Raw genomic sequence first — 22908 nt, 5'->3', positions numbered from 1 at the left:
AAGTTAAACTTGACTGTAATTTATAATTGGATTTTCACAGATAAACTCACCACCTTTAACGGCATACATCAATACAATATTGAGATTGAGCCTAAATGCCGACCGACTTTAACTTTATCGGTATGCGACTTTATTTCACTTACTTGCGGGAGTTTAATTAAGTATCAAATTTAAATGAGGTTAGCATACAGCATAGTAACATTTTATCGTAACCCGACTATTGGCGTCCTCGCTCCCAACTAAATAACTTTTTAGTCATAACTACTCGTTATGCTTTTTGCTTTCTATGGGGGTAGTTTACAGCAACTATCAAAACCACTTAAACTTTAGCTTTGCTGAGTGTACTCTGCTCACCTGTGGCCTCAGTAGATTACAATGAATATCAATATAGCTACTTTTATTTGGTTCTATAAAAATATCATCACTTTTACCTAAACAATTACCAACAAACTTTCCGTTTTTATCGAATGTAGATGCTATAACACCACCTGCATATATGCTTTCATTGGTGATATTTTTTAACTCGGCAGTTATTCTTACTCGCCCATTTTCTTTAAAGATATCAGAAAGGGTAAGTTTATAATCACTCTTTAAGTCGTCAGTGCCCTCCAATGCTTTATTTGATACCTGCTCTTTAAAGCCACTATCAACTTCTGCGGCTATTGTTAGCGCGTACACACTGATACCACCGAGTGTTGCTATTACAAACCCTATCCCCCAAAAAAAGCCCTTTATAGCCTCATTAAAATTATTACTCATTTAATTCCCTTTTAATTTTTCACTACTAAATTTCGTTAACAATATACCCAAAATTACTCCTTTCACTAACCTAGTATATAAATTAAGACTTATTTTTGTAATAAGCTTTTTAAACCATAGTACCAACTAAGCGCTGCCACCGTGCCATGAGTTTCTTCTTCAAAGTAACGTTGATTTATATATAAACTGTTACTCGGGTGCGCTTTTAGTTTTTTAGCAAGCTCTAAGCCCCATTTATAATTAGCCTCTCCAATTTCACCAAAAGCTGCATTATTAGCAAAAGTAAAATATACATTGCCTTTAAGCTGCTTATTTATAAGCTGTTGCTCGTCAAAATAACGATTGAGATAATTATTATCCCAAAGGTAGGCTGCATCAATAATTAAGTAATCAGTAAATAAAGAGTGATTTGTAAGTAAAACATAACTTGCGAACAAGCCGCCGAAAGATTCCCCAATTAATACCCGCTTATTTGATGTACGGTAATTTTTATTAATGAAGGGAATAAGTTCTTTTTCAAAGAAAGCGGTGTAGTTTGCGGCATTGCCAATTTTTTCAAATTTCTCTAGTAGCTTGCCGTTAAAAGTCCAATCGACATTGGTAGGGGTAAAGTCGCGCTCTCTTATCGCATTTTTACTATTAGGAACAGCGACAATAATTGCTTGTTGAATTTGTTTTTCTAGCCGCTCAGTACTGAGTGCTTCAACAAGCCCCGCTAAGGCTTTTAAATGGGTTGGGTCGCCATCAAGCAGGTAAATAACAGGATATACTCGTTCGAGGTTTTGCTTGTAGCTTGGCGGTAAATAAACACTATAACTGCGCTGCTCACCTAAAATAATAGACTTAAGCTGATGTTTTTTGCTAACACAATATTTTCTGACGCATACGAAGCTGTAATAAAATACAGATAACTAAACGCCATTAATAAAGCTTTCATAACCATCCTTGTAATTAATAAGAGCAAACTTAACTTTTTACAGTCTCTTCTACCGTTTCCACATTTACAACTTGATTCAAGTTACCTTTAATAACCACAGTGGCTGATATTTTATCTTGAATAGCTTGCCTGTTTGGGTCCCAATATATCTGTAAAAACCCTAACAAGCCTGTGGCAAAGCCTGCACCGTAGCCGCCGTAGCGACCAAAACAATCTAATAAACCTAATGGCTCACCGCTTAAGGCAACCACACGAATATTACATACCTTTTTACCCGGTGTTTGGCCGCGCCAAAGTAACGAGAACAACGTAAAGTAAACAGCAGCCCAGCCAAAACCTAAGCCCAAGTCTTGAATAATGCCTTTACTCCACTGCAAAATACTATTTGTGCTTGCTTGTGCAGGTTTTTCTTCTATTAACTGCGCAGGCTTTATTTCGTTATTTTCACTGAGTACTAAAAGTTGTAAAAGTACGGTAGCAAGTTGTGGGTTTTGTAGGTCGTCCATTTCTGCTAATTTAGGTACTTGCCCGATTAAATTATCAAGCGCGTTTTGTTGGCAAGATTGCTCACAGCTGTCATCGGCTGTTTGCGCTAAATAAGTATTTACCTGTTGTTTTTCTGTGGCGGTAAGCTGAATTTCATCTTGTATTTTTACGCCCTGAACAGCTAAACCTTGATCAGCGTTATCGTCTTCTAGGTAATCAATGCCAATTGAAAGCACAGTAAGTTCGCTTACAAATAAAATACTTGCTGCCGTTATTTTTAAGATTCTTCGCCACACATTCGACATTTTTGGAAGGTATTGCTGTGCCGTACCTTTATAAAAAGCCATAGCCGCGACAAATGCTATTAGAGCAGCGCTAAGCTTGGCCGCTAAAAATATCAGTGCAACATCAATAATAATCGCTAGTGCACGCTGAATAGGTGTAGCTAAAGGCAAGCCCAGTAAAGCGCTGTCAATTTTAAAAGCGTAGGGTGTAATAACTTCTCGGGTTTCAGAATTTGATAATTCTAATTGTTCTATTTCTTTGGCTTTCATTTATTTTCTTGTTATTAAAATAGGTAACCCGGTTAACTTACGCGTTTTTTATTTTTTGCTCAAGGTAAAGCTATTAGAATCAGTGCACAAAAAAGGGCTGCATAAAATGCAGCCCTTCATGTTTTTACTCGATGTTTATTACTTACTAGCAATTATACCGTTGGATAATCGGTATAGCCTTGCTCTGCACCACCAAACAAAGTGTCGGGGTTGTGGCTGTTAAGAGGCTTGCCTTGCTTTAAGCGTGCTGGTAAGTCTGGGTTTGATACAAATGGGCGACCAAAGCCAATCATGTCAGCCCAGCCTTCGCTAAGTGCGTTGTCTGCGCGCTCTTTTGTGTACTTGCCTGCGTAAATTAATACACCGCTGTAGGCTTTGCGAATCGATTTTTTAAATTCAACACTCATTAAAGGTGCGTCATCCCAATCGGCTTCGGCTATATGCATGTAACCTACACCGGCTTTATTTAATGCCTCAGAAACCGCTAAGTAAGTTTCTTCAGGGTTTTCGTCTACTGTGCCATTAAGAGTTGTTAACGGGGCAAGTCTTACGCCTACTTTACTGCTACCAATTTCGTCGCTAACAGCATTTACCACTTCAATTAAAAAGCGTATTCGGTTTTGCACACTGCCGCCATATTCATCGGTGCGAGCATTTGACTCTGAGTCTAAAAATTGATTAATGAGGTAACCATTTGCAGCATGAAGCTCTATGCCATCAAACCCTGCATTAACTGCATTTTTAGCTGCTTGGCGAAATTCGCCTATGACATGCGTAATATCTTGTTTGCTCATTTCGCGTGGGAGTTGGGTGTCTACAAACCCCGGTGCGCCGTTTGTATCTACAAATACTTTTACGTCTTTTGCAGCAATGGCCGAGGCTGAAATAGGCTGCACGCCACCGGTGTTGTCACTATGAGTTACACGGCCAACATGCCAAAGCTGAGCAAACATCACTCCACCAGCGCTATGTACTGCGCTTGTTACTTTACTCCAGCCTGCAACTTGCTCATTTGAATAAATACCCGGAGTCCAAGCGTAACCTTTACCAAGCTCACTAATTTGTGTTCCTTCGCTTACAATTAGTCCGGCACTTGCGCGCTGTGCGTAATATGTTGCCATTAAGTCGTTGGCTATATCGCCAGGCTGCGTTGAACGCGAGCGAGTCATTGGGGGCATAACAATACGGTTTTTTAATGTTTTACCTGCAAGTTCTATTGGTTCAAAAAGTAATGTCATAATGCCTCCTAAGTTTGATTGCGCTCATAATAACGTAACCAAGCACATGCAAAAACAACAAAAACTGCAAAATAGTTTTGTTGTATCTGCAATAAAGCCACAAAGTAAAACACATTAACTTTAGGTGAACTAAATGTATTTAATTGACTCTTAACAGCACTATTAAATTGAGGGTTTGGTGTGAATAAAGGGAATGCATGGCCGTGGGTTATCTCGTTGTGTATACACGCTATTGTGTTGTACTTTTTGTTTTCGCAATCTATTAAAGTTGCGGCGCCAAAGCAGGGAAAAAACGCAATAATACAGGCCTATGTTACGGTTAATTTAGCAAGCCTACCTAAGCCAAGCTCAGTTGTTACAACAACCAATGCGCCTGATATAAAAACTGTGAACACTAAAACTGATGCACCAAATTCAGCGACCTCTAACACTACACCTATAAAAAAAGATTCTACAAAAGCCAAAGTAAGGGTAACTAAAAAAACGCAAGCCAAAACCATCACGTTACCAAAGACACAAACAGAGCTTAAAAAAGACCCTGTTGAACCCCTGGTAGTCGCGCCTTCAGAGCCAACAACAAAAGCTTCTCATACATTTAAAAAGCTAAATCCATACGCGCCTCTATTTGGCTCTCCTGTAAATAATATGACTCATAAAAAAATGGTCTCCTTTGGTGAAGATAAAAACTCTGAAAATAAAGAGATAAACAATAAGCCCACTATTAAAACGCCAGTAAAATCTGATAATTCAGAAGTTATTAGCCAAAATACAACTGGCACACGGCGATTAGAAAAATTTAACGGTAAATGCTATTTAATTGATACCTCGACCGTATTTGGTAGTAATGGCATGCCTCAAGGTAGCGGTAACCCCTGTCCTGAAGATAAAACTGATAAAGAAATTATGTTTGAAAAAATCATGAAAAAATGGAGCCATAAAAATAATTAGCTTTAAATAAGTGAACAAATAATATCTTTATCCGTATTGGTAGGCTTAAAGTACTTAGGAGTCAGCCATGATCACCAAACAACTATCATCACTTTTTGTATTTAATTTATTAGTAGTAAGTGCACAAGCGAATGCAAACCAGCGCTGGTATGTAGTTAACGATTCCGTAATGGGCGGTGTATCTAATAGCCAAGTAACACAAACTCAAGAAAGTTTGCTTTTTATAGGCAATGTTTCGCTTGATAATAACGGCGGTTTTGCATCAATGCGTACTGAAATTGACACACAAGGTCAAAATACTAAAACTGTAGCGCTGCGTGTTAAAGGTGATGGACAAACCTATCAGCTTAGGCTCAGAACAACTAATTACCTTGATGGCGCAGCGTACACTCACTCATTTAAAACTGTAAAAAATGAATGGGTAGATATAAACTTTGCTCCGAGTGATTTTACTTTAACGTATCGCGGTCGCGTGCTTGAGCAACAACCGATTATTGATTTTGATGATATAAAACAGCTAGGCTTTATGATTGCAGGTAAGCAAGAAGGTAAATTTAAACTTGAAGTGGGTAAAATTGAGTTTAAAAGCTAGCCCACCAGCATGTTGGTGGCGCTAAATAGTATAGTCGTCGCCCCGCCTCTTCATTTCACTAATAACCAGCTCAACCATTTGTTGTTTTATTGCTGCTTGCTCTGACTTTAACTCCCCTAATTGCAGCTCTAACAAATCTATTTGTTCTTGCTGTTGCGTATTTTTATATTTTTTAGAGCCTAAGTGCTCTGCATCTAGAGTTAAACTCGCATCACTTTTATTTAGCTCACTTGCAGAAGTATTTATAGTTAAACTACGTTGTACAGGGCTTTGTTTAAGTTTGTTAATTTGTTCTTGCAGCGCAATAACTCGCCCAGTGAAGTGCTTGTATACTTTTTCTAGGTTTTTATACTGATTGCTAAACGTTGCGTTATCTTCACTGTATTCTTGTGCTTTGGTATCTAGAAATTTTGATAACACATATTTTGGCTCTTCCTCATTTTCTTCCTCGCTCTTTTCTTCACTCGCTTTTTCAACCGGTAGTTTATCTGATTGCGCTAAAGGTTGAGTATTTGAGCTGTGTACTTGGTATGCAATGGGAGCCGCTAAAATCTTCATTATTTTATCCCTAAAATAGCTTTGTAACTATTATAGGTATCGACCTCGCATTAAAATTCTTGAGTAAATTTTAATGTTAGCTAAAAGCAAAAAACCCACTTTATTAAAGCAGGGCTTGTACCAATTTATCAAACTAACTCGTTGCTTACTTAGTGTTTTGGTTATCTTGTGAGAGCGCAATAAGTGCAAGCGCCGCATTTAGGCGAGTATTTAAATTATTATAAATAGTCATTCCAAACACACCAATAATACAAACTATTAAACCCATTTGTAGGTTAACGCTCATCTTTAGTAAAAAAACAGCTGCAACTAGTAAGCATAGCGCTAATGCATAAATAATAGATTGAAAGGTAAAGTTAATATCACCTTTGGCTATTTTAAGTAATTCATCTTTATTCATAATTTACTTCCTTGTTATTTAATCCCTAAGACTCAATTGCCAGTAGCTCTACTTCAAAAATAAGTACTGAAGCAGGAGGAATACTTCCTACACGTTTTTCACCGTACGCTAATTGGTGCGGTACATAAAAAATGTATTTATCGCCTGGGCTCATCAGTTGTAAGCCCTCAGTCCAGCCTTTAATCACTTGGTGCAAGCCAAAGCTAATCGGTGTTTTACGCTCTACTGAGCTGTCAAACACCGTGCCGTCGATTAGTGTGCCGTGGTAATGCACGTTAACCATACTTGTTGGGCTTGGTGTGTTTTCACTCTCACCTTTGTGTACTATTTTGTACTGCAAGCCAGAAGCTGTTTCTACTACACCTTCTACTTTTGCGTTAGCGGCTAAGTAATCTGCCCCTATTTGTGCATTTATGCCTGCTTGTTGTTTTGCTTTTTTACTATTTTGAAATATTAAAAAACAAAAAATGGCGATAACCACCGCCAAAATTATATTGATCATTATTAACCTTTTTCGTTATCTAGTTCTTCGTCTTTTTCGTCATCGTTATCGCCATTAACTATGTCGGCAATTTCTTTAAGGCGAGCAAGCGCAATTCCGTTTACTGAGTTTTCTGGATACTGGTCATCAATAATATCGCCAGCTTCTATATCCATTAACAGGTTAAGCGCTTGGTCTACGGTTTCAACTGCGTAAATATTAAATTTACCCGCTTCAACCGCATTAAGTATTTCGTCATCAAGCACTAAGTTAACTTGGTTTGATTTAGGAATGATAACGCCTTGCGAACCTGTTAAGCCACGCATTTTACACAGTTTAAAGAAGCCTTCTATTTTTTCGTTTACGCCACCAATAGCCTGTACATCACCATGTTGGTTAATAGAGCCCGTAAGCGCAATTGATTGGCTAATAGGTAGGCTTGTAATAGACGAAATAAGCGCACACAACTCAGCCAGAGATGCACTATCGCCATCTATATAACCGTAGCTTTGCTCAATAGCGATATTAGCGCTAAGCGTTAAGCTAAAGTGCTGTGCGTATTTATTACCTAAATAACCGGTAAGTAGCATTACACCTTTTGAGTGAATTGCTTTACCCAGCTCGGCTTCACGTTCAACATCTATTACACCATCGGCGCCAGCATAAACCGTTGCTGTAATACGCGCAGGGGTACCAAATGAGGTATCGCCAATGTGTAATACGGTTAAGCCATTTACTTTACCAATGGCTTGGCCGTCGGTTGCAATAAGTGTATGACCTTCTTTTATATCGCTTAGCATGTTTTCACTAATTTGGCCGGTACGGTATTGCTTACCTTCAATGGCTTCATCAATATGATGCGCATCTATAACAGTTAATTTATCTTGTTTTGCGTAATAACTTGCCTCTGCAACTAATTCAAGTACATCAGCAAAGCGCGCAGAAAGCTTATTGTGATGCTCTGCTTGGCGGTAACTAAACTTAAGTAAGCGCACCATAGCGGCTTGCGTGGCAGTACACTTTAATGTTTGCTCGCAGTACTCGGTAACTTTAGTTATAAATTGGTACTGTAATTTATCGCTACTTGGTAAGTAGTAATCAAAGTCAGCTAATACTCTAAATAACTCTGCAAACTCTTCATCGTATTCACCTATGGTGTAATACAGTTCGCGCGAGCCTAATAGAATAATTTTTACATCAAGCGGTATAAGTTGCGGGCGAAGTGTAAAACTACTGCCTACTGAGCTATCTTGATACGGTAAGTCGTTTTTAATTTGATGCGTTTTAAGCGAAAGTTTTAAACCATCCCACACTTGAGGGTTAGCCATTACTTTTTCAGCATCCATAATTAAATAACCGCCATTAGCACGATGCAATGCGCCCGGCTGAATAGAACGATAACTGGTAATTAAAGACCCTTGCGATGTGGAATACTCAATTTTACCAAATATATTACCAAATGTTGGATTGGGCTCGTAAACCACGGGTGCTGCATCGTCTTCTTTAAACTCAACTAAAATATTAGGTGCAAAAAAGTCGGTAAGCATGCCTTTACGATCAAAGTCTTCTTTGCTTTCTTCGCTTTCGTCTTCATCATCGAGCCATTCAAGTACCGCGTCTATAATTTCAACGCGTATATCTTTTAAATAACGCAGTACACCAATGTGTGTCGCGTACTTATGCTCTAAGTCTTTTAAAAGTGGTTTAGTGGCTTGCTCTGCAGTCGATTTTTTAAGATTACGCTGTTTTTCTTTTGATTCGCGCTTCCAGCGTGGCAGCTCAATTAACGCTTCTATTAATGCATCTTCTAGCTTTTCAATTTTTTCAAAAAACTCTTCGCGTAACGTTTCTTCAAGTTCGCCAAATTCGCTATCGCTTAATTGTTTACCATCTACAAGCGGTGCAAACCCAACTGAATTTTTTTCTTCGACTAATGCAACACTTTGCTCAAATGCCGCAATTTCTACTGCGGTAATAGCGCTGTCGTAGGCATCGTTAAATTCACGGTCGATTGATTTTTTTTTGCGTTGATATCCTGGGTTATCAAATGCAGCAGGAAATGTGTCGAGTACTTCATCTAAAAATGAATCTATGTCGTCACTAAGTTGCTTGCTTTGCCCTGCGTGCATAAACAGCGCAATAGGCTCTCTGTGGTCATCGTAATTATTTACGTATAACCATTCGTTTGGGGTTGGGCGGTCTTTTGCATGTTGCTTAAGTTTATCTTTAACAAGCGTAAAGCGCCCATGGGCAGCCTCGCCCATTACATAAACGTTGTAACCAGGCAGTTCCATTCCTAAAGAGAAATCTAAGGCACTTTGGGCGCGTTGTTGGCCTATAAATGTTAGTTGCTCGGGGTATGGATTGCTCATACACGTATGTACGTGATTAGTAGAAATACTCGGTGCGAGCTTTGAAACAGATAGTGGCAGCAATTTTTTCGTCATTCTAACTTCTTTTTTTACCAACATATTCGCTGGCCTTTGGGCGTATTAAGTGGCCCGCAGCCACTTAATACTTATATTTAAGGGTGCAGCGCCTTACGACTAAAATAGATTCCATCACATTCAATACACGGTGTAATTTGTGTCGCGTGATAAACATCGTAACTATGAGTGCAATTCTTACATACTAATGTGCCCATGGCTATCCATTCGCCTGCGTGATACACACCATTGTGCTTAAAATCTTGACTAAGAGATTGCCACTCAAGCTGGGTTTTATCTTCTATATGCGAAAGCTCAAACCATAATGATTCTTTAAGCTCTTGCCATGCAAGCGAATTATAGTGCGATTCGTTTTCTTGGACATGTTCTATATCGCGCTGTAAATAACTTTTATATAAAGCGTATCTTTCTTGCCCTAAATCTTTAAGTGCCTGCTCAGATTCAACAAATCGAGTAACTGCGCCTTTTACTTCATGATCTTTTACATCTTTTAGCCATTTGGTTAAATCGCCAAGCCATGTTTTATAATCTGCCATTTTTTACTCCTTCAAAATTGCTGTTAAATCACCCTATAACTTAGATAAGTATAGGTTAACCTGAACTGAAGGTTAGAATTTATCAAAACCGCGTTTTTGACGCTGTGAATAGCACTTTATTTGGGGTATCCTAATGGCAATTTTTTATTAGTTTGCAAGAAGTCTGGAACCATAGATGCAAGAGCAATATAACCCGCAAGATATAGAGTCAAAAGTACAAAGCTACTGGGAAGAAAACCAGGTATTTAAAGTCACTGAAGATGAGAGCAAAGAGAAGTATTATTGCCTTTCTATGTTCCCTTATCCGAGTGGTCGACTGCATATGGGTCATGTACGTAACTACACCATTGGTGATGTTGTTTCTCGTTTCCAGCGCCTGCAAGGCAAAAACGTAATGCAACCTATGGGTTGGGATGCGTTTGGTTTACCTGCAGAAAACGCTGCTATTAAAAACAAAACAGCGCCAGCTAAGTGGACATACGAAAATATTGATTACATGCGTACACAGCTTAAGCAATTAGGTTTTGGTTATGACTGGGATCGCGAAATTGCGACGTGTCATCCAGAATACTATAAGTGGGAGCAGTGGTTTTTCACTAAGCTTTACGAAAAAGGCTTAGTGTATAAAAAAATGTCTACGGTTAACTGGGATCCAGTGGATCAAACAGTACTCGCTAACGAGCAAGTTATTGATGGTCGCGGTTGGCGTTCAGGCGCTGTGGTTGAGCAAAAAGAAATTCCACAGTGGTTTATTAAAATTACCGACTACGCACAAGAACTACTTGACGATTTAGACAAGTTAGAAGACTGGCCAGAGCAAGTTAAAACAATGCAGCGCAACTGGATTGGCCGCTCTGAAGGGTGTGATATTGAATTTAAACGCACCGATAACGACGAAACTTTTAGCGTATACACAACTCGTCCAGACACCTTTATGGGTGTTACGTATGTTGCTGTTGCTGGTGGTCACCCTATTGCACAAGAAGCCGCTAAAAATAGCGATGCTGTTGCAATGTTTGTTGAAGAATGCAAAAACACCAAAGTTGCCGAAGCAGACATGGCAACAATGGAGAAAAAAGGCATAGCAACAGGCTTTTACGCAACTCACCCATTAACGGGCGAGCAAGTACCAATTTGGGTCGCTAACTTTGTATTAATGCATTACGGCTCAGGCGCTGTTATGGCGGTACCTGCACACGACCAACGCGATTTTGAATTTGCAACGGCTTACGGCCTAGATATTAAACAAGTAATTGCACCGGTTGAAGGCTCAGATCTTGAAGTAAACCTTGAGCAAGAAGCATTTACCGACAAAGGTGTACTTGTAAATTCAGGTGAATTTGACGGTCTTGATTTTGACGCTGCGTTTAAAGCTATTGCCGACAAGCTTGAAGCACTCGGTGTTGGGGAGCGTAAAGTAAACTTCCGTCTACGTGACTGGGGTGTGAGCCGTCAGCGTTATTGGGGTTCTCCAATCCCAATGCTTAGCGACGAAGAAGGCAAAGAACTTGCAGCAACAGAAGATATGCTACCAGTTCGCTTACCAGAAGATGTGGTAATGAACGGTGTAACGTCACCTCTTAAAGCAGACCCAGAATGGGCTAAAACAACAGTAAATGGCGCACCTGCGTTTCACGAAACTGACACGTTTGACACCTTTATGGAATCATCTTGGTACTACGCACGCTACTGTAGCCCACGCTACGACGAAGGCATGCTAGATCCAGCGGCTGCTAACTATTGGTTACCAGTAAACCAATACATTGGTGGTATTGAGCACGCTATTTTACACTTATTGTACTCGCGATTTTTCCATAAATTATTACGTGACTTTGGTTTAGTAAATTCAGACGAGCCGTTCGACCGCTTACTTTGTCAAGGTATGGTGCTTGCTGAAACATTTTATCGTAAAGATGAAAAAGGCGGCGATGTATGGATTTCGCCAAGCGATGTAAATACCGAAACCGATGACAAAGGCCGCGTAACTAAAGCATGGCATAAAGAAGATGGTGAGCCGGTATTCTCATCTGGCATGAGTAAAATGTCGAAGTCTAAAAACAACGGTATAGACCCACAACAAGTAATTGCCCAATACGGTGCAGATACAGTGCGTTTATTTATGATGTTTACAGCACCACCAGAGCAAACGCTTGAATGGTCAGACTCAGGTGTTGAAGGCGCACATCGCTTCTTAAAACGTGTATGGAAATACGCAGTAGATGTTAAAACAGTAGGTTACCAAGTACTTGATAAATCAGCGCTCACTAACCCGCAAAAAGTACTACGTCGTGACTTACACAAAGCAATTGCTAAAGTGACTGATGATGTTGAACGTCGTCAAACCTTTAACACCGCTATTGCAGCCATTATGGAGCTTTCTAATAAGTTATTAAAAGCACCACTGAGCGACAAACAAGATGTAGCGATTGCTAACGAAGCACTTGAAGCATTAGTTATTATGCTTGCACCTATTACTCCGCATTTATCACATGAGCTTTGGAAAGAGCTTGGTAAAGAAGGCGAGATTTTAGATGCAGCATGGCCAAAAGTTGATGAGTCGGCACTTGTTGAAGACGAAAAGTTAATTATTGTCCAAGTAAACGGCAAGCTTCGCGCTAAGTTAACAGTGGCAGCTGATGCCACTCAAGAGCAAGTAGAAGCCCTTGCGTTTGCAGAATCTAACGTAACTAAATTTACGGATGGCGCAACTATTCGTAAAATCATTTACGTACCAGGTAAACTACTTAACGTGGTAGCTAACTAATATGGCTGCATTTAACGCCATTAAAAATGGACTAGCCTTAGTGCTAGTCTGTTTTTTGTTATCAAGCTGTGGCTTTCATTTAAAAAAAGCCTCTAGCTTGCCTGATAACTTAAAACAGCTAACACTTGTAGGCGATGATGAAAAATCGACTTTATTTACTGAGCTTAAAAAAGAGCTTAAAGCGAGTAACGTAGAGCTAGTATCGTCAGCTAAAGATAAAGCCCAATTGTATTTACGCAAAGAAAGTATTGAACGCCAAACACTTTCGCTGTTTCAAAATGGTCAGGTTGCTGAATACGAACTTGCTTATGGCGTGTCGTATGTAGTTAAACTCCCAGGCGAAAAAGCGATAGAAAAACGTTTTGAGCTTTATCGTAATTACCAAGACGATCCGGATCATGCATTAGCAAAAGCAAAAGAGCTTGAGCTACTCATTAGCGAGATTCGTGAGCAAGCCAGTCGTCGTATTGTTAGAGAGCTGTCGCAACTATAATGCGCTGCTACGCTAATCAACTACCGAATGAATTAAATAAAGGGCTAAAGCCCTTTTATTTAGTATTTGGTGAAGAGCCTTTTCAAGAAGCGCAATGCGTACAACAAATTCGCGACTGTGCTAAGCAACAAGGTTTTGATGAAGTAATTAAATTTACTTTAATGCAAGGATTCGATTGGCAAGAGATCATAGCCCAGTATCAGAGCATGTCGCTGTTTAGCGCCCGCACTATTATTGAGCTTGATTTAAACCAACAAAAGCCAGGCGTTATTGGCAGCAATACCTTTAAAAAAGTAGTTGAACTGGTTAATCCCGATACTATTTTAATTGTTAAAGGCGCTAAAGCCAGTCAAGAAGTACAACGTGGCGCATGGTTTAAAGCCCTTGATAAACTAGGCGTGTTCGTACCTTGCTACCCACTTACGGGCTCTCATGTAAAACGATGGCTTGATGAGCAATGCCAACGTTTATCACTTAATATGCAAAGCGACGCCAAGGTAAGCTTAATAAATGCCACTGAAGGCAACTTATTAGCCTGTTTTCAGGAACTTGAAAAGCTTTCGCTACTACACGGCAATGCATTAATTACTCAGCAACTCGTTATGCAAGGGCTGTTAAATCAAGCCAAGTTTGATATTTTTGATTTAAGCGATGCACTATTAAATGGCCACGCTAAACAAGCTATAAAAGTACTAAACAAACTTGCCAGCGATAACACCGAAGTGGTGAGTATTTTGTGGGCTATAACCAAAGAGCTTAATACACTTATAAGTGTGCAACTTGGTTTATTAAATGGCGAACCTATAACAAATTTATTTAAACAAAAAGCAATTTGGAAAAACCAACAAGGTCCAGTTCAAAACGCAATTAACCGTTTAAATATGCACACACTAGAACAAATAAACAGTGATGTTGCGTTGTTTGATGCCAGTTACAAGCAAGGTAATTTAATTGCACCTTACCAAGCGCTTGCTCATATTTGCATTAAATTTTGCCAGCCGCTCAACATTCCTATGCCGTGCCACGCGGTTAATTAATAAATAACTAATGGGTGTTAAATGATCGCAATTTTTGGTGGCACTTTCGACCCCGTCCATTTAGGCCATCTAAATATGGCGCAGCAATGCGTTAATGCGTTTAATTTGGATACGCTTTATTTTATGCCCTGTGCATTACCTGCACATAAAGCAGCTCCGGGTATTAGTACGCAGCACCGAATTAATATGCTCAACGCAGCTATTGCACCTTATCCTCATTTTGAACTCGATTTAAGAGAGCTTAACCGAGCTGGTCCATCGTATTCGCTACTTAGTTTGCAAGAACTTCGTAAAGAGCACCCCACTACGCCTATTTTATTTTTAATTGGAATGGACTCATTTAACAACCTAGATAAGTGGTTTGAGTGGAAGGCAATAACACAGCTTTGCCATATTGTGGTGTACCAGCGCCCTGCTCAACATTGCACTGTAAAAGGTGAACTCAAAAGCTATATGCAACGCGCAAATGCCAGCGAAGTCGCGGCACTTAAACACTCACTTGCAGGTAAACTTTATTTTTTACCTGGTGAAATGCTCGATGCGGCCTCAAGTACTATTCGCAAGCAGCTAAAAAAAAGTAATAAAAAGAATGAACTATTGCCCGATGCAGTGAGTCATTACATAGAAGTGCATCAGCTCTATCAAATTGATGCTTAAAAACTCCTAGCGTGTTAAAATGCGCGCCATTAAATTTTTAAATTGAGACAAAACCTTGGATTCAAAACAACTACTCGCCTTTGCCATGGACAAAATTGACGATATGAAAGCGCGTGACATCGTTCATATTGACGTAACTGAAACATCAGATATTACAGATTACATGGTAATTTGTTCTGGTACTTCTAAACGCCACGTACAGTCAATTGCCGATCACTTAGCAAAAGAAGCGCGTCATGCAGATTCAGAGCCACTAGGTTATGAAGGTGAAGGCGACGGCGAATGGGCACTGGTTGATTTAGGTGATGTGGTTGTACACGTGATGCAAAACGAAGCACGTAGCTATTACGATCTAGAAAAACTGTGGGGCTAAACGCTCACTCATTTTAGACAATGCTTGGAAGTAATACGTGAAAATACAAATGATTGCTGTTGGTACTAAAATGCCAGCATGGGTAGAAACGGGATTTGCAGAATATCAGCGCCGTTTCCCTAAAGATATGGCGCTAGAGTTAATCGAAATTCCAGCCGGTAAACGTGGTAAAAATGCAGATATAAAGCGTATTTTACACATTGAAGGTGAAAAAACATTAGCGGCTATTCCAAAAGGCAATCGTATTGTAACGTTAGAGGTAACAGGGAAAGCACTGGATACTCACCAACTTGCTAAAAATATGGAAAAATGGCAACTCGATGGCCGCGATGTAAGTTTACTTATTGGCGGACCTGAAGGACTTGCTCCAGATTGTATTGCAGCGTCTGAGCAAAAATGGTCGTTATCTAATTTAACATTGCCGCACCCTTTGGTGCGTATAATTGTTGCAGAGAGCCTTTACCGAGGCTGGAGCTTAAATAACAACCATCCTTATCATCGCGAGTAACCCCTTGCCATGCTAAAACATAGACCCACTATTCGTGACCACTCCGCAGAAGCAAACTTATTTGCTAGGCGAGCATTCGTGGGTTTTGTTTTTGTATTAGGATTAGTCGCAGTATTGCTTTCTAATCTTTATACTATTCAAGTCGAAGATCACCAAGACTACCAAACCCGCTCCAACGATAATCGCATTAAAGTTATTCCTATTGCACCCAACCGTGGTTTAATTTACGACCGTAACGGTGTGCTACTTGCTGAAAACAAACCGGTTTACAACCTTGAAGTCATCCCCGAAGAGGTAGACGACCTTGACGAATCGCTTGATCAAATAAGTAAAATAATTGCGATTACAGAGCAAGACAAACAAGACTTTTTAAAAGATATAAAACACACCCGCCGTTTTAAATCACAAGTATTAAAAGCCCGCTTAGACGAAACAGAAGTGGCGAAATTTTCGGTTAATCAACATAAATTCCCTGGTTTTAGCATTGAGGCACGCCTTGCACGCTACTACCCATTTGGCGACACACTAACGCATGCGCTCGGTTATGTTGCCAAGCTTAATAGAAAAGAGCTAAACCAATTAGAGCAAGAAGACCGTGCAACCAATTACCGCGCCACACATGATATTGGCAAACTCGGCATAGAGAAATATTACGAAGAAACACTGCACGGTAAAGTAGGCTCACAACGGGTAGAAGTTAATAACCGTGGCCGTGTAATACGCACCCTGAGCATGACCCAACCGCAACCAGGTAGCGACTTAGTACTGACTTTAGACGTTGGCTTGCAACAAATAGCACAACACGCGCTTAAAGATATGCGCGGCGCTGTTGTAGTTATGGACGCCAAAGATGGCGGCGTGCTGGCACTTTATTCAAACCCAAGTTACGATCCAAACTTATTTGTACACGGCATTAGCAGCAAAAATTATAAAGCGCTGCTTAACCAAGACCGGCCATTAATAAACCGTACTACGCAAGGTCGTTATGCGCCGGCCTCTACTGTAAAGCCTTTAATGGCAGTATTAGCGCTTGAAGAAAATATAGTAAATGAGTCAACATCAATGTGGGATCCTGGCTTTTTTCAAATTCCAAATGTTGAACATAAATGGCGAGATTGGAAACGTTGGGGCCATGGTCATGTAGATGTATATAAAGCGATTGAAGAGTCGTGTGATACCTATTTTTACGATGCGGCTTATCGATTAGGCATTACTAAAATAAGCGATTTTATGGCCCGTTTTGGCTACGGTGATTTGTCAGGTATTGATATTCACGAAGAAACTACTGCTATTCTACCTTCAAAAGAATGGAAAGAAGGACGCTTTAAAGAGTCTTGGTGGCGCGGTGATACTATTTCGGTAGGCATTGGCCAAGGTTACTGGACTGCCACACCTATTCAAATTGCAAATGCAACTAACATATTAGTTAATCGTGGTATTAATCATCCCCCTCATTTGGTGCAAGTGATAAAAAAAGATAACGACATAACGCAAATTAACAACGAAGAAAAACCCCCTGTTATTTTAAAAGATCCGCGCCATTGGCAGGTATCGTTAGATGCAATGCATAATACAGTACAAAAAATATCAGGCACAGCCCACAAAGCATTTAAAGGGACTAACTACGACTCGGCTGGTAAAACCGGTACCGCGCAAGTAGTTAGTATTGCCCAAGGTGAACGCTACGATGCAGAATCTCTTAAAGAGCGCCAACGCGATAATACAATTTATGTAGGCTTTGCACCTTATAGCGATCCTAAAATTGTGGTTTCTGTTGTGTTAGAAAACAACCACGGCGGCATTCAAATAGCTCGCCAACTTATGGATTACTACTTTGCAGCCAATCCTGTTAATCTTGCAAGGAACGAGACACCATGACCGCTTTGCACGATAAACGCTCTATTTGGATGCGTATGCACCTAGACCTACCGCTGCTTATTGCACTACTTATAATGATGGCTGGCAGCATAATGGTTGTTTACAGCGCAAGCGGGCAAGAGTCTTCTATGATGATTAGGCACATGACCCGCATGGGCGGTGCGGTTGTTGCTATGATTGTTTTAGCCCAGTTTTCGCCTGCCACGTTAAAGCGGTTAGTGATCCCACTTTATTGTGTTGGGTTATTAATGCTAGTCGGTGTACTTTTATTTGGTGTAAGCTCAAAAGGCGCGCAGCGTTGGCTCAATTTAGGGGTGACACGATTTCAACCTGCAGAATTAATGAAGTTGGCTGTCCCGATGATGGTAGCTTGGTATATAGGTAGAAACCACTTACCACCTCGCCCGCTACATTTAATTATTGGTTTTATGATTGTAATGCTCCCTACATTATTAATTAAAGAACAACCCGACTTAGGTACCGCTATACTTATTGCAAGCTCAGGTATATTTGTATTATTTTTGTCTGGGTTGAGTTGGCGTTTAATAGGCTTTTTAAGCTCGATTGTAGCGCTTGCTGCATGGCCATTTTGGCACTACGGTATGCACGATTATCAAAAACAACGTGTACTCACCTTTTTAGATCCTGAGAGCGATCCGCTTGGTTCGGGTTATCATATTATTCAATCGAAAATTGCTATTGGATCAGGCGGCATAGAAGGTAAAGGCTGGTTGCTTGGTACACAATCGCAATTAGAGTTTTTGCCAGAGCGCCACACCGACTTTATATTTTCGGTTTTAAGCGAAGAATTTGGCTTATTCGGCGTATGTGTTTTACTTAGCCTGTACTTATTTATTATTGGTCGTGGTTTATACATTGCTGTTAATGCACAAGATGCATTTGGTAAATTGCTCGCAGGCGCACTCACCCTCACCTTTTTTGTATATGTATTCGTAAACATAGGCATGGTATCGGGTTTATTACCTGTTGTAGGCGTACCTTTACCACTGATTAGTTATGGTGGTACATCGATGGTGACGTTAATGGCAGGATTTGGCATTATTATGTCAATCGCGACAGATAAAAGGATGCTTTTAAAATAATGCGACACACAAATCAGCTTATATTTACCACGTTATTAATTTTGCTTTTAAGTGCTTGTAGTAGCGGTTCTAGTAGCCGTTATAGTATGCGTCATGATGCAGCGCCATTAAGAGCCCCAACTACACTTGAGATGCAAGACGCTATAGTTACTGAAACCACTAAAAGCGCTAGCGCTAGCCGCCCATACACAGTGCTTGGTAAAAGCTATTCGCCCATGCTTGATGAGACGGGTTATAGTGAGGAAGGCATTGCCTCTTGGTATGGTCGTAAATTTCATGGTTATCACACCTCAAATGGTGAAACGTATGATATGTTTGCGATGACCGCAGCGCATAAAACGCTCCCCCTACCTAGCTTTGTTAGAGTAACCAATACAGCAAATGGTAAGTCGGTAATAGTACGCGTGAACGACCGTGGCCCGTTTCATGACGATAGAATAATTGATCTTTCGTACGCAGCCGCTTATAAGCTTGGCTACTACACCCATGGTACAGCAAAGGTTAAGCTAGAGGCCGTTACGCTTGCCGGCGCAACTGCGCGTCAAACCTATATTCAGGTAGCTGCAGGTAGTACACTTGCTAACATTGAAGCACTTGCCAGTACATTGCGAGAGCAATACAAATTACCAACAAATATCGTTCAAAAAGACGATATTTACAGATTGCATTTAGGGCCAATAAAAGACACCCCTCATGCAGACGAAGTATTAAAAAAATTAAAACAAAATCAATTTCAAAACGCGTTCTTGCTTTACACTCAGTAAGACTAATACCCAAACCAGCCCAAGATGCTCGCATCTCGGGGTAGTTTGGGTATAAAATGGCGTAACGCGAATCTTTAACTTTAACCATTAATGAGTATGATGAAATCTATTAAACATAAAATCCTCAAAGGTGTATGCGGCCTAGTTTGTACAGCCGCCGTATTCTCAGCCAGCGCCCAAATTATTCCGGCACCACCTCAAGTTAATGCGAAAGGTTATTTTTTAGTCGACTTTACAACAGGTAAAGTTATTGCTGAAGGTGAAGCCGATACACAGCTAGCACCTGCAAGTTTAACTAAAATGATGACCAGTTATGTAATTGGTACTGAAATTAAAGCAGGTAATATTGCCACTACCGATATGGTAACGGTAAGCGAAAAAGCATGGGCTAAAAACTTTCCAGAATCTTCAAAGATGTTTATTGAAGTAGGTAAACAAATTAGTGTTGATGAGCTTAACCACGGTATTATTATTCAATCAGGTAATGATGCATGTGTAGCAATGGCTGAGCATATTGCTGGAAGCGAAAGTGCATTTGCTGATTTAATGAATGCCCATGCTGCTAAATTAGGTATGAGCAACAGTCACTTTATCAACAGCCACGGCCTTGATACTGACGAGCACTTCACAACTCCACGCGATATGGCGACACTTGGTGCTGCTCTTATTCGTGATGTGCCAGATGAATATGCACTTTATAAGCAAAAATCGTTTACTTACAACGGCATTAAGCAATATAACCGTAACTCATTATTATGGGATGAAAGCTTAGATGTTGACGGCATTAAAACAGGGCATACATCAGAAGCTGGTTACAGCCTAGTTACCTCAGCAACTAAAAACGATATGCGTTTAATTGCTGTTGTTATGGGTACCTCAAGCGAACGAGCTCGTAAAGTAGAAAGTAAAAAGCTACTTAACTATGGTTTCCGTTTTTATGAAACAATTACTCCGTACAAAGCAGGCGATAGCTTTGCAGAACAACGTATTTGGATGGGTAACAAAGAGAACGTATCTTTAGGTATTTTAGAAGATACACCAATTACTATCCCACGTGGTCAGCATAAAAACCTTAAAGCTAACTTTGAGCTAGATAATACGCTTGAAGCACCACTTGCTAAAGGTACTAAAGTAGGTACGTTATTCTTACAACTAGAGGGCGAAGATATTGCTCAATACCCACTAGTTACACTTGAAGAAGTGGAAGAAGGCAGCTTCTTTAGCAAAATTTATGATTACTTACGCTTACAGATCATGCAGTAATTTATATCTCCCCTATTAACTAGGTAACTAATTTAAACGTCTCCACTGTGAGGCGTTTTTTTTTGCTTGAAAAATGTTAGAATGCGCCCCATATAAGCAAGACTGCTAATTGCCTATCTGTATTAAGCTTCAAGCTTGCATAGAGTCCACACTTTTGTATGAGGAGTCACCGTCGTGGTTCAACCTGTTAAAGATACTAAATTTGATGAGTACCTAGAGTACCCTTGCCCATTTACATTCAGAATAATGGGTTTAGCTAACGTAAACTTAACTGATCAAATTTTAGCTAAGTTACAACCAATAGCACCTGGCGATTACGCCCCTAAAGTAAAACCAAGCAGCAAAGGTAATTACGAGTCAGTAAGCCTTGTAGCAACAGTTACTAGTGGCAAACACATTGAAGAAATTTACAACGTGATCAGCAATATTGATGACGTACGCCACATGCTTTAATCCATAGTTGAGATTTGTTGTGAACGAAAACACTTTGATCGTACGCCAACTGGGTCGTCAGCGTTATATGCCAATTTGGCAAAAAATGCAGGACTTTACCGACACCCGTGATGAAAATACGCCAGATGAAATTTGGCTTGTAGAGCACGAGAGTGTATTCACCCAAGGTCAGGCTGGTAAGGACGAACACTTACTAGCTCCTGGCGACATTGAGGTGATTAAAGTTGACCGTGGCGGGCAAGTAACTTACCACGGCCCTGGCCAGCAAATGATGTATGTATTATTTAATCTACGTCGTTTAAAGATTGGTGTACGTGAACTGGTTACTTGGCTTGAAGAGTGCATTATTGAATCACTCGCCGAGTATGGTATTGAAGCTTATGCTAAAGCTGATGCACCAGGTGTATACGTTAATGACAGTAAAATTGCATCCCTTGGTTTAAGGGTTCGTCGTGGTTGCTCGTTTCATGGCTTAGCATTAAATGTTAACATGGACCTAAGTCCATTTTTACGCATTAACCCATGTGGTTATGCGGGCATGAATATGGTGCAAACTAAAGAATTAGATGGTCCTCAAAACCTAGAAAGTGCGGGTGAAGGATTGGTGAAACACATGATCAAGAAGCTTAATGCAACACAGGTTAAGCATACTGAAGGGTTTGAAAACGAATGAATAAACCAGTCAAAATGGAACCAGGTGTAAAACTACGCGACGCAGAAAAAATGGCGTTGATCCCAGTAAAAGTTTTACCTACAGAAAAAACTGAAATGTTGCGTAAGCCAGAATGGTTAAAAATTCGCTTACCTAAATCAACCGATCGTATTGACGGTATTAAAAAAGCGCTACGTAAGCATGGTTTACACTCGGTATGTGAAGAAGCTTCGTGCCCAAACCTATCTGAATGTTTTAACCACGGTACAGCTACCTTTATGATTTTAGGTGCTATTTGTACTCGTCGTTGCCCATTTTGTGATGTTGCTCATGGTCGCCCATTAAAACCTGATGCCACTGAACCTGAAAAGCTAGCACTTACTATTAAAGATATGAAGCTAAGCTACGTTGTAATCACTTCAGTTGACCGTGATGATTTACGTGATGGTGGTGCACAGCATTTTGCCGATTGTATTCGCGAGATTCGTAAACATAATCCAACTATTACTATCGAAATTTTAGTACCTGATTTTCGTGGCCGAATGGACCGCGCACTAGAGATACTAATCGAGACGCCACCAGATGTGTTTAACCACAATCTTGAAACTGCGCCACGTTTGTACAAGCTAGCTCGTCCAGGTGCTGACTATAAATGGTCTTTAGAATTACTTCGTCGCTTTAAAGAAGCTCACCCAGAAGTAAAAACTAAATCAGGCTTAATGGTTGGTTTAGGTGAGGAAATTAGCGAAATTGAAGAAGTGCTTCGCGATTTACGTGCTCACAACGTTGACATGCTAACTGTAGGCCAATACCTACAACCTTCTAAGCATCACTTACCGGTTAAGCGCTACGTGCCACCAGTAGAGTTTGACGGCTTAAAAGCGTATGCAGACGAAATTGGCTTTACTCACGCGGCTTCTGGCCCGTTTGTACGTTCAAGCTACCATGCTGATCAACAAGCAGCGGGTAAAGAAGTGAAGTAATCACTTTCTCAAAAAATTAAAAAAGCCGTTAATGATGCATAATC

Annotated in this window: 24 protein-coding genes and 1 pseudogene; 15 read left to right on the top strand and 10 right to left on the bottom strand. The window is 40.2% G+C overall.

All coding sequences use genetic code 11. The annotated features are described in order from the left end of the window. Positions 1–309: 309 nt before the first annotated feature. The 5 genes and pseudogenes from H5087_RS04590 to H5087_RS04575 all read right to left on the bottom strand — a co-directional run bounded on the left by H5087_RS04590 (position 310) and on the right by H5087_RS04575 (position 3974). Positions 310–759: an ATPase gene (locus H5087_RS04590; RefSeq protein WP_182671335.1), complete on the bottom strand. Its 450-nt coding sequence runs from the start codon at positions 757–759 to the stop codon at positions 310–312. 89 nt (positions 760–848) lie between these two features. Further along, positions 849–1196: a hypothetical protein gene (locus H5087_RS20140; protein WP_259397736.1), complete on the bottom strand. Its 348-nt coding sequence runs from the start codon at positions 1194–1196 to the stop codon at positions 849–851. Further along, positions 1197–1595, bottom strand: a pseudogene (locus H5087_RS20135) (alpha/beta hydrolase); the annotation flags it as partial. Between the two features lie 130 nt (positions 1596–1725). Beyond that, the gene (locus H5087_RS04580) at positions 1726–2736 is read right to left on the bottom strand and encodes an RDD family protein (RefSeq protein ID WP_182671334.1); all 1011 of its coding nucleotides are present in this window, start codon (positions 2734–2736) and stop codon (positions 1726–1728) included. 152 nt (positions 2737–2888) lie between these two features. Further along, positions 2889–3974, bottom strand: a complete 1086-nt coding sequence (locus H5087_RS04575; RefSeq protein ID WP_182671333.1) for an alkene reductase — start codon at positions 3972–3974, stop codon at positions 2889–2891. Between the two features lie 180 nt (positions 3975–4154). On the opposite strand from H5087_RS04575, the gene H5087_RS04570 reads away from it, so the two are divergent. Further along, positions 4155–4922, top strand: coding sequence for a hypothetical protein (locus H5087_RS04570; RefSeq protein ID WP_182671332.1), 768 nt, complete (start codon positions 4155–4157; stop codon positions 4920–4922). 67 nt (positions 4923–4989) lie between these two features. Then, positions 4990–5514, top strand: coding sequence for a CIA30 family protein (locus H5087_RS04565; protein WP_182671331.1), 525 nt, complete (start codon positions 4990–4992; stop codon positions 5512–5514). A 21-nt stretch (positions 5515–5535) separates the two neighbouring features. Here H5087_RS04565 and H5087_RS04560 read toward each other — a convergent pair whose 3' ends face one another. From H5087_RS04560 to H5087_RS04540, 5 genes are all read right to left on the bottom strand, one after another. Next, on the bottom strand, positions 5536–6072 hold the full coding sequence (locus tag H5087_RS04560; protein WP_182671330.1) for a hypothetical protein: 537 nt from the start codon (positions 6070–6072) through the stop codon (positions 5536–5538). 145 nt (positions 6073–6217) lie between these two features. Continuing rightward, a complete protein-coding gene (locus tag H5087_RS04555; protein WP_182671329.1) occupies positions 6218–6472 on the bottom strand; it encodes a hypothetical protein in 255 nt (84 codons plus the stop codon). A gap of 25 nt (positions 6473–6497) precedes the next feature. Next, the gene (locus tag H5087_RS04550) at positions 6498–6974 is read right to left on the bottom strand and encodes an FKBP-type peptidyl-prolyl cis-trans isomerase (RefSeq protein WP_024594701.1); all 477 of its coding nucleotides are present in this window, start codon (positions 6972–6974) and stop codon (positions 6498–6500) included. Positions 6975–6976: 2 nt separating this feature from the next. Beyond that, positions 6977–9400 carry a Lon protease family protein gene (locus tag H5087_RS04545; protein ID WP_259397735.1) on the bottom strand — a complete coding sequence of 808 codons (2424 nt, stop codon included), beginning with the start codon at positions 9398–9400 and terminating at the stop codon, positions 6977–6979. Positions 9401–9477: 77 nt separating this feature from the next. Then, positions 9478–9936: a zinc ribbon-containing protein gene (locus tag H5087_RS04540; RefSeq protein ID WP_149594549.1), complete on the bottom strand. Its 459-nt coding sequence runs from the start codon at positions 9934–9936 to the stop codon at positions 9478–9480. 175 nt (positions 9937–10111) lie between these two features. Between H5087_RS04540 and leuS the strand changes: the two genes are divergently transcribed. The 13 genes from leuS (at position 10112) to lipA (ending at position 22864) form a co-directional block, all read left to right on the top strand. Further along, entirely contained in the window at positions 10112–12700 is a 2589-nt protein-coding gene (gene leuS / locus H5087_RS04535; protein WP_182671327.1) for a leucine--tRNA ligase, read from the top strand. A gap of 1 nt (position 12701) precedes the next feature. Continuing rightward, positions 12702–13193 carry an LPS assembly lipoprotein LptE gene (lptE, locus tag H5087_RS04530; protein WP_024594704.1) on the top strand — a complete coding sequence of 164 codons (492 nt, stop codon included), beginning with the start codon at positions 12702–12704 and terminating at the stop codon, positions 13191–13193. Continuing rightward, positions 13193–14230, top strand: a complete 1038-nt coding sequence (gene holA, locus H5087_RS04525) for a DNA polymerase III subunit delta (protein WP_182671326.1) — start codon at positions 13193–13195, stop codon at positions 14228–14230. The genes lptE and holA overlap by 1 nt, the downstream gene beginning before the upstream one ends. A gap of 21 nt (positions 14231–14251) precedes the next feature. Then, positions 14252–14887 carry a nicotinate-nucleotide adenylyltransferase gene (nadD, locus tag H5087_RS04520; protein WP_182671325.1) on the top strand — a complete coding sequence of 212 codons (636 nt, stop codon included), beginning with the start codon at positions 14252–14254 and terminating at the stop codon, positions 14885–14887. A 55-nt stretch (positions 14888–14942) separates the two neighbouring features. After that, a complete protein-coding gene (gene rsfS / locus H5087_RS04515; protein ID WP_002958523.1) occupies positions 14943–15260 on the top strand; it encodes a ribosome silencing factor in 318 nt (105 codons plus the stop codon). A gap of 37 nt (positions 15261–15297) precedes the next feature. Beyond that, positions 15298–15768: a 23S rRNA (pseudouridine(1915)-N(3))-methyltransferase RlmH gene (rlmH, locus tag H5087_RS04510; protein ID WP_182671324.1), complete on the top strand. Its 471-nt coding sequence runs from the start codon at positions 15298–15300 to the stop codon at positions 15766–15768. 9 nt (positions 15769–15777) lie between these two features. Continuing rightward, positions 15778–17646: a penicillin-binding protein 2 gene (gene mrdA / locus H5087_RS04505; RefSeq protein WP_033020633.1), complete on the top strand. Its 1869-nt coding sequence runs from the start codon at positions 15778–15780 to the stop codon at positions 17644–17646. Beyond that, positions 17643–18749, top strand: a complete 1107-nt coding sequence (rodA, locus tag H5087_RS04500; RefSeq protein ID WP_182671323.1) for a rod shape-determining protein RodA — start codon at positions 17643–17645, stop codon at positions 18747–18749. Before mrdA ends, rodA begins: the two co-directional genes overlap by 4 nt. Next, positions 18749–19513: a septal ring lytic transglycosylase RlpA family protein gene (locus tag H5087_RS04495; RefSeq protein ID WP_182671322.1), complete on the top strand. Its 765-nt coding sequence runs from the start codon at positions 18749–18751 to the stop codon at positions 19511–19513. The genes rodA and H5087_RS04495 overlap by 1 nt, the downstream gene beginning before the upstream one ends. A 99-nt stretch (positions 19514–19612) precedes the next feature. Further along, positions 19613–20776: a serine hydrolase gene (locus tag H5087_RS04490; RefSeq protein ID WP_002958518.1), complete on the top strand. Its 1164-nt coding sequence runs from the start codon at positions 19613–19615 to the stop codon at positions 20774–20776. 174 nt (positions 20777–20950) lie between these two features. Beyond that, positions 20951–21229, top strand: a complete 279-nt coding sequence (gene ybeD, locus H5087_RS04485) for a DUF493 family protein YbeD (protein ID WP_002958517.1) — start codon at positions 20951–20953, stop codon at positions 21227–21229. 19 nt (positions 21230–21248) lie between these two features. Beyond that, entirely contained in the window at positions 21249–21902 is a 654-nt protein-coding gene (gene lipB / locus H5087_RS04480; protein WP_010554695.1) for a lipoyl(octanoyl) transferase LipB, read from the top strand. Beyond that, positions 21899–22864, top strand: coding sequence for a lipoyl synthase (gene lipA, locus H5087_RS04475; protein ID WP_002958515.1), 966 nt, complete (start codon positions 21899–21901; stop codon positions 22862–22864). The genes lipB and lipA overlap by 4 nt, the downstream gene beginning before the upstream one ends. Positions 22865–22908: the final 44 nt, after the last annotated feature.

Source organism: Pseudoalteromonas sp. SR43-7, from assembly GCF_014163785.1.
In the GTDB taxonomy this organism is placed as follows: domain Bacteria; phylum Pseudomonadota; class Gammaproteobacteria; order Enterobacterales; family Alteromonadaceae; genus Pseudoalteromonas; species Pseudoalteromonas distincta.
The sequence above is the reverse complement of the archived record's forward strand: the minus strand, read 5'-3'. Positions and strand labels throughout refer to the sequence as shown.

Bases quoted from the DNA above. Each gene is read 5' to 3' on its own strand.
- mrdA (WP_033020633.1), top strand. From the start codon at position 15,778: ATGCTAAAACATAGACCCACTATTCGTGACCACTCCGCAGAAGCAAAC.
- nadD (WP_182671325.1), top strand. From the start codon at position 14,252: ATGATCGCAATTTTTGGTGGCACTTTCGACCCCGTCCATTTAGGCCAT.
- rodA (WP_182671323.1), top strand. From the start codon at position 17,643: ATGACCGCTTTGCACGATAAACGCTCTATTTGGATGCGTATGCACCTA.
- lipA (WP_002958515.1), top strand. From the start codon at position 21,899: ATGAATAAACCAGTCAAAATGGAACCAGGTGTAAAACTACGCGACGCA.
- H5087_RS04540 (WP_149594549.1), bottom strand. From the start codon at position 9,936: ATGGCAGATTATAAAACATGGCTTGGCGATTTAACCAAATGGCTAAAA.
- leuS (WP_182671327.1), top strand. From the start codon at position 10,112: ATGCAAGAGCAATATAACCCGCAAGATATAGAGTCAAAAGTACAAAGC.
- H5087_RS04565 (WP_182671331.1), top strand. From the start codon at position 4,990: ATGATCACCAAACAACTATCATCACTTTTTGTATTTAATTTATTAGTA.
- H5087_RS04550 (WP_024594701.1), bottom strand. From the start codon at position 6,974: ATGATCAATATAATTTTGGCGGTGGTTATCGCCATTTTTTGTTTTTTA.
- H5087_RS04575 (WP_182671333.1), bottom strand. From the start codon at position 3,974: ATGACATTACTTTTTGAACCAATAGAACTTGCAGGTAAAACATTAAAA.
- H5087_RS04545 (WP_259397735.1), bottom strand. From the start codon at position 9,400: ATGACGAAAAAATTGCTGCCACTATCTGTTTCAAAGCTCGCACCGAGT.
- H5087_RS04560 (WP_182671330.1), bottom strand. From the start codon at position 6,072: ATGAAGATTTTAGCGGCTCCCATTGCATACCAAGTACACAGCTCAAAT.
- holA (WP_182671326.1), top strand. From the start codon at position 13,193: ATGCGCTGCTACGCTAATCAACTACCGAATGAATTAAATAAAGGGCTA.
- H5087_RS04590 (WP_182671335.1), bottom strand. From the start codon at position 759: ATGAGTAATAATTTTAATGAGGCTATAAAGGGCTTTTTTTGGGGGATA.
- H5087_RS04495 (WP_182671322.1), top strand. From the start codon at position 18,749: ATGCGACACACAAATCAGCTTATATTTACCACGTTATTAATTTTGCTT.
- H5087_RS04555 (WP_182671329.1), bottom strand. From the start codon at position 6,472: ATGAATAAAGATGAATTACTTAAAATAGCCAAAGGTGATATTAACTTT.
- H5087_RS04580 (WP_182671334.1), bottom strand. From the start codon at position 2,736: ATGAAAGCCAAAGAAATAGAACAATTAGAATTATCAAATTCTGAAACC.
- H5087_RS04490 (WP_002958518.1), top strand. From the start codon at position 19,613: ATGAAATCTATTAAACATAAAATCCTCAAAGGTGTATGCGGCCTAGTT.
- lptE (WP_024594704.1), top strand. From the start codon at position 12,702: ATGGCTGCATTTAACGCCATTAAAAATGGACTAGCCTTAGTGCTAGTC.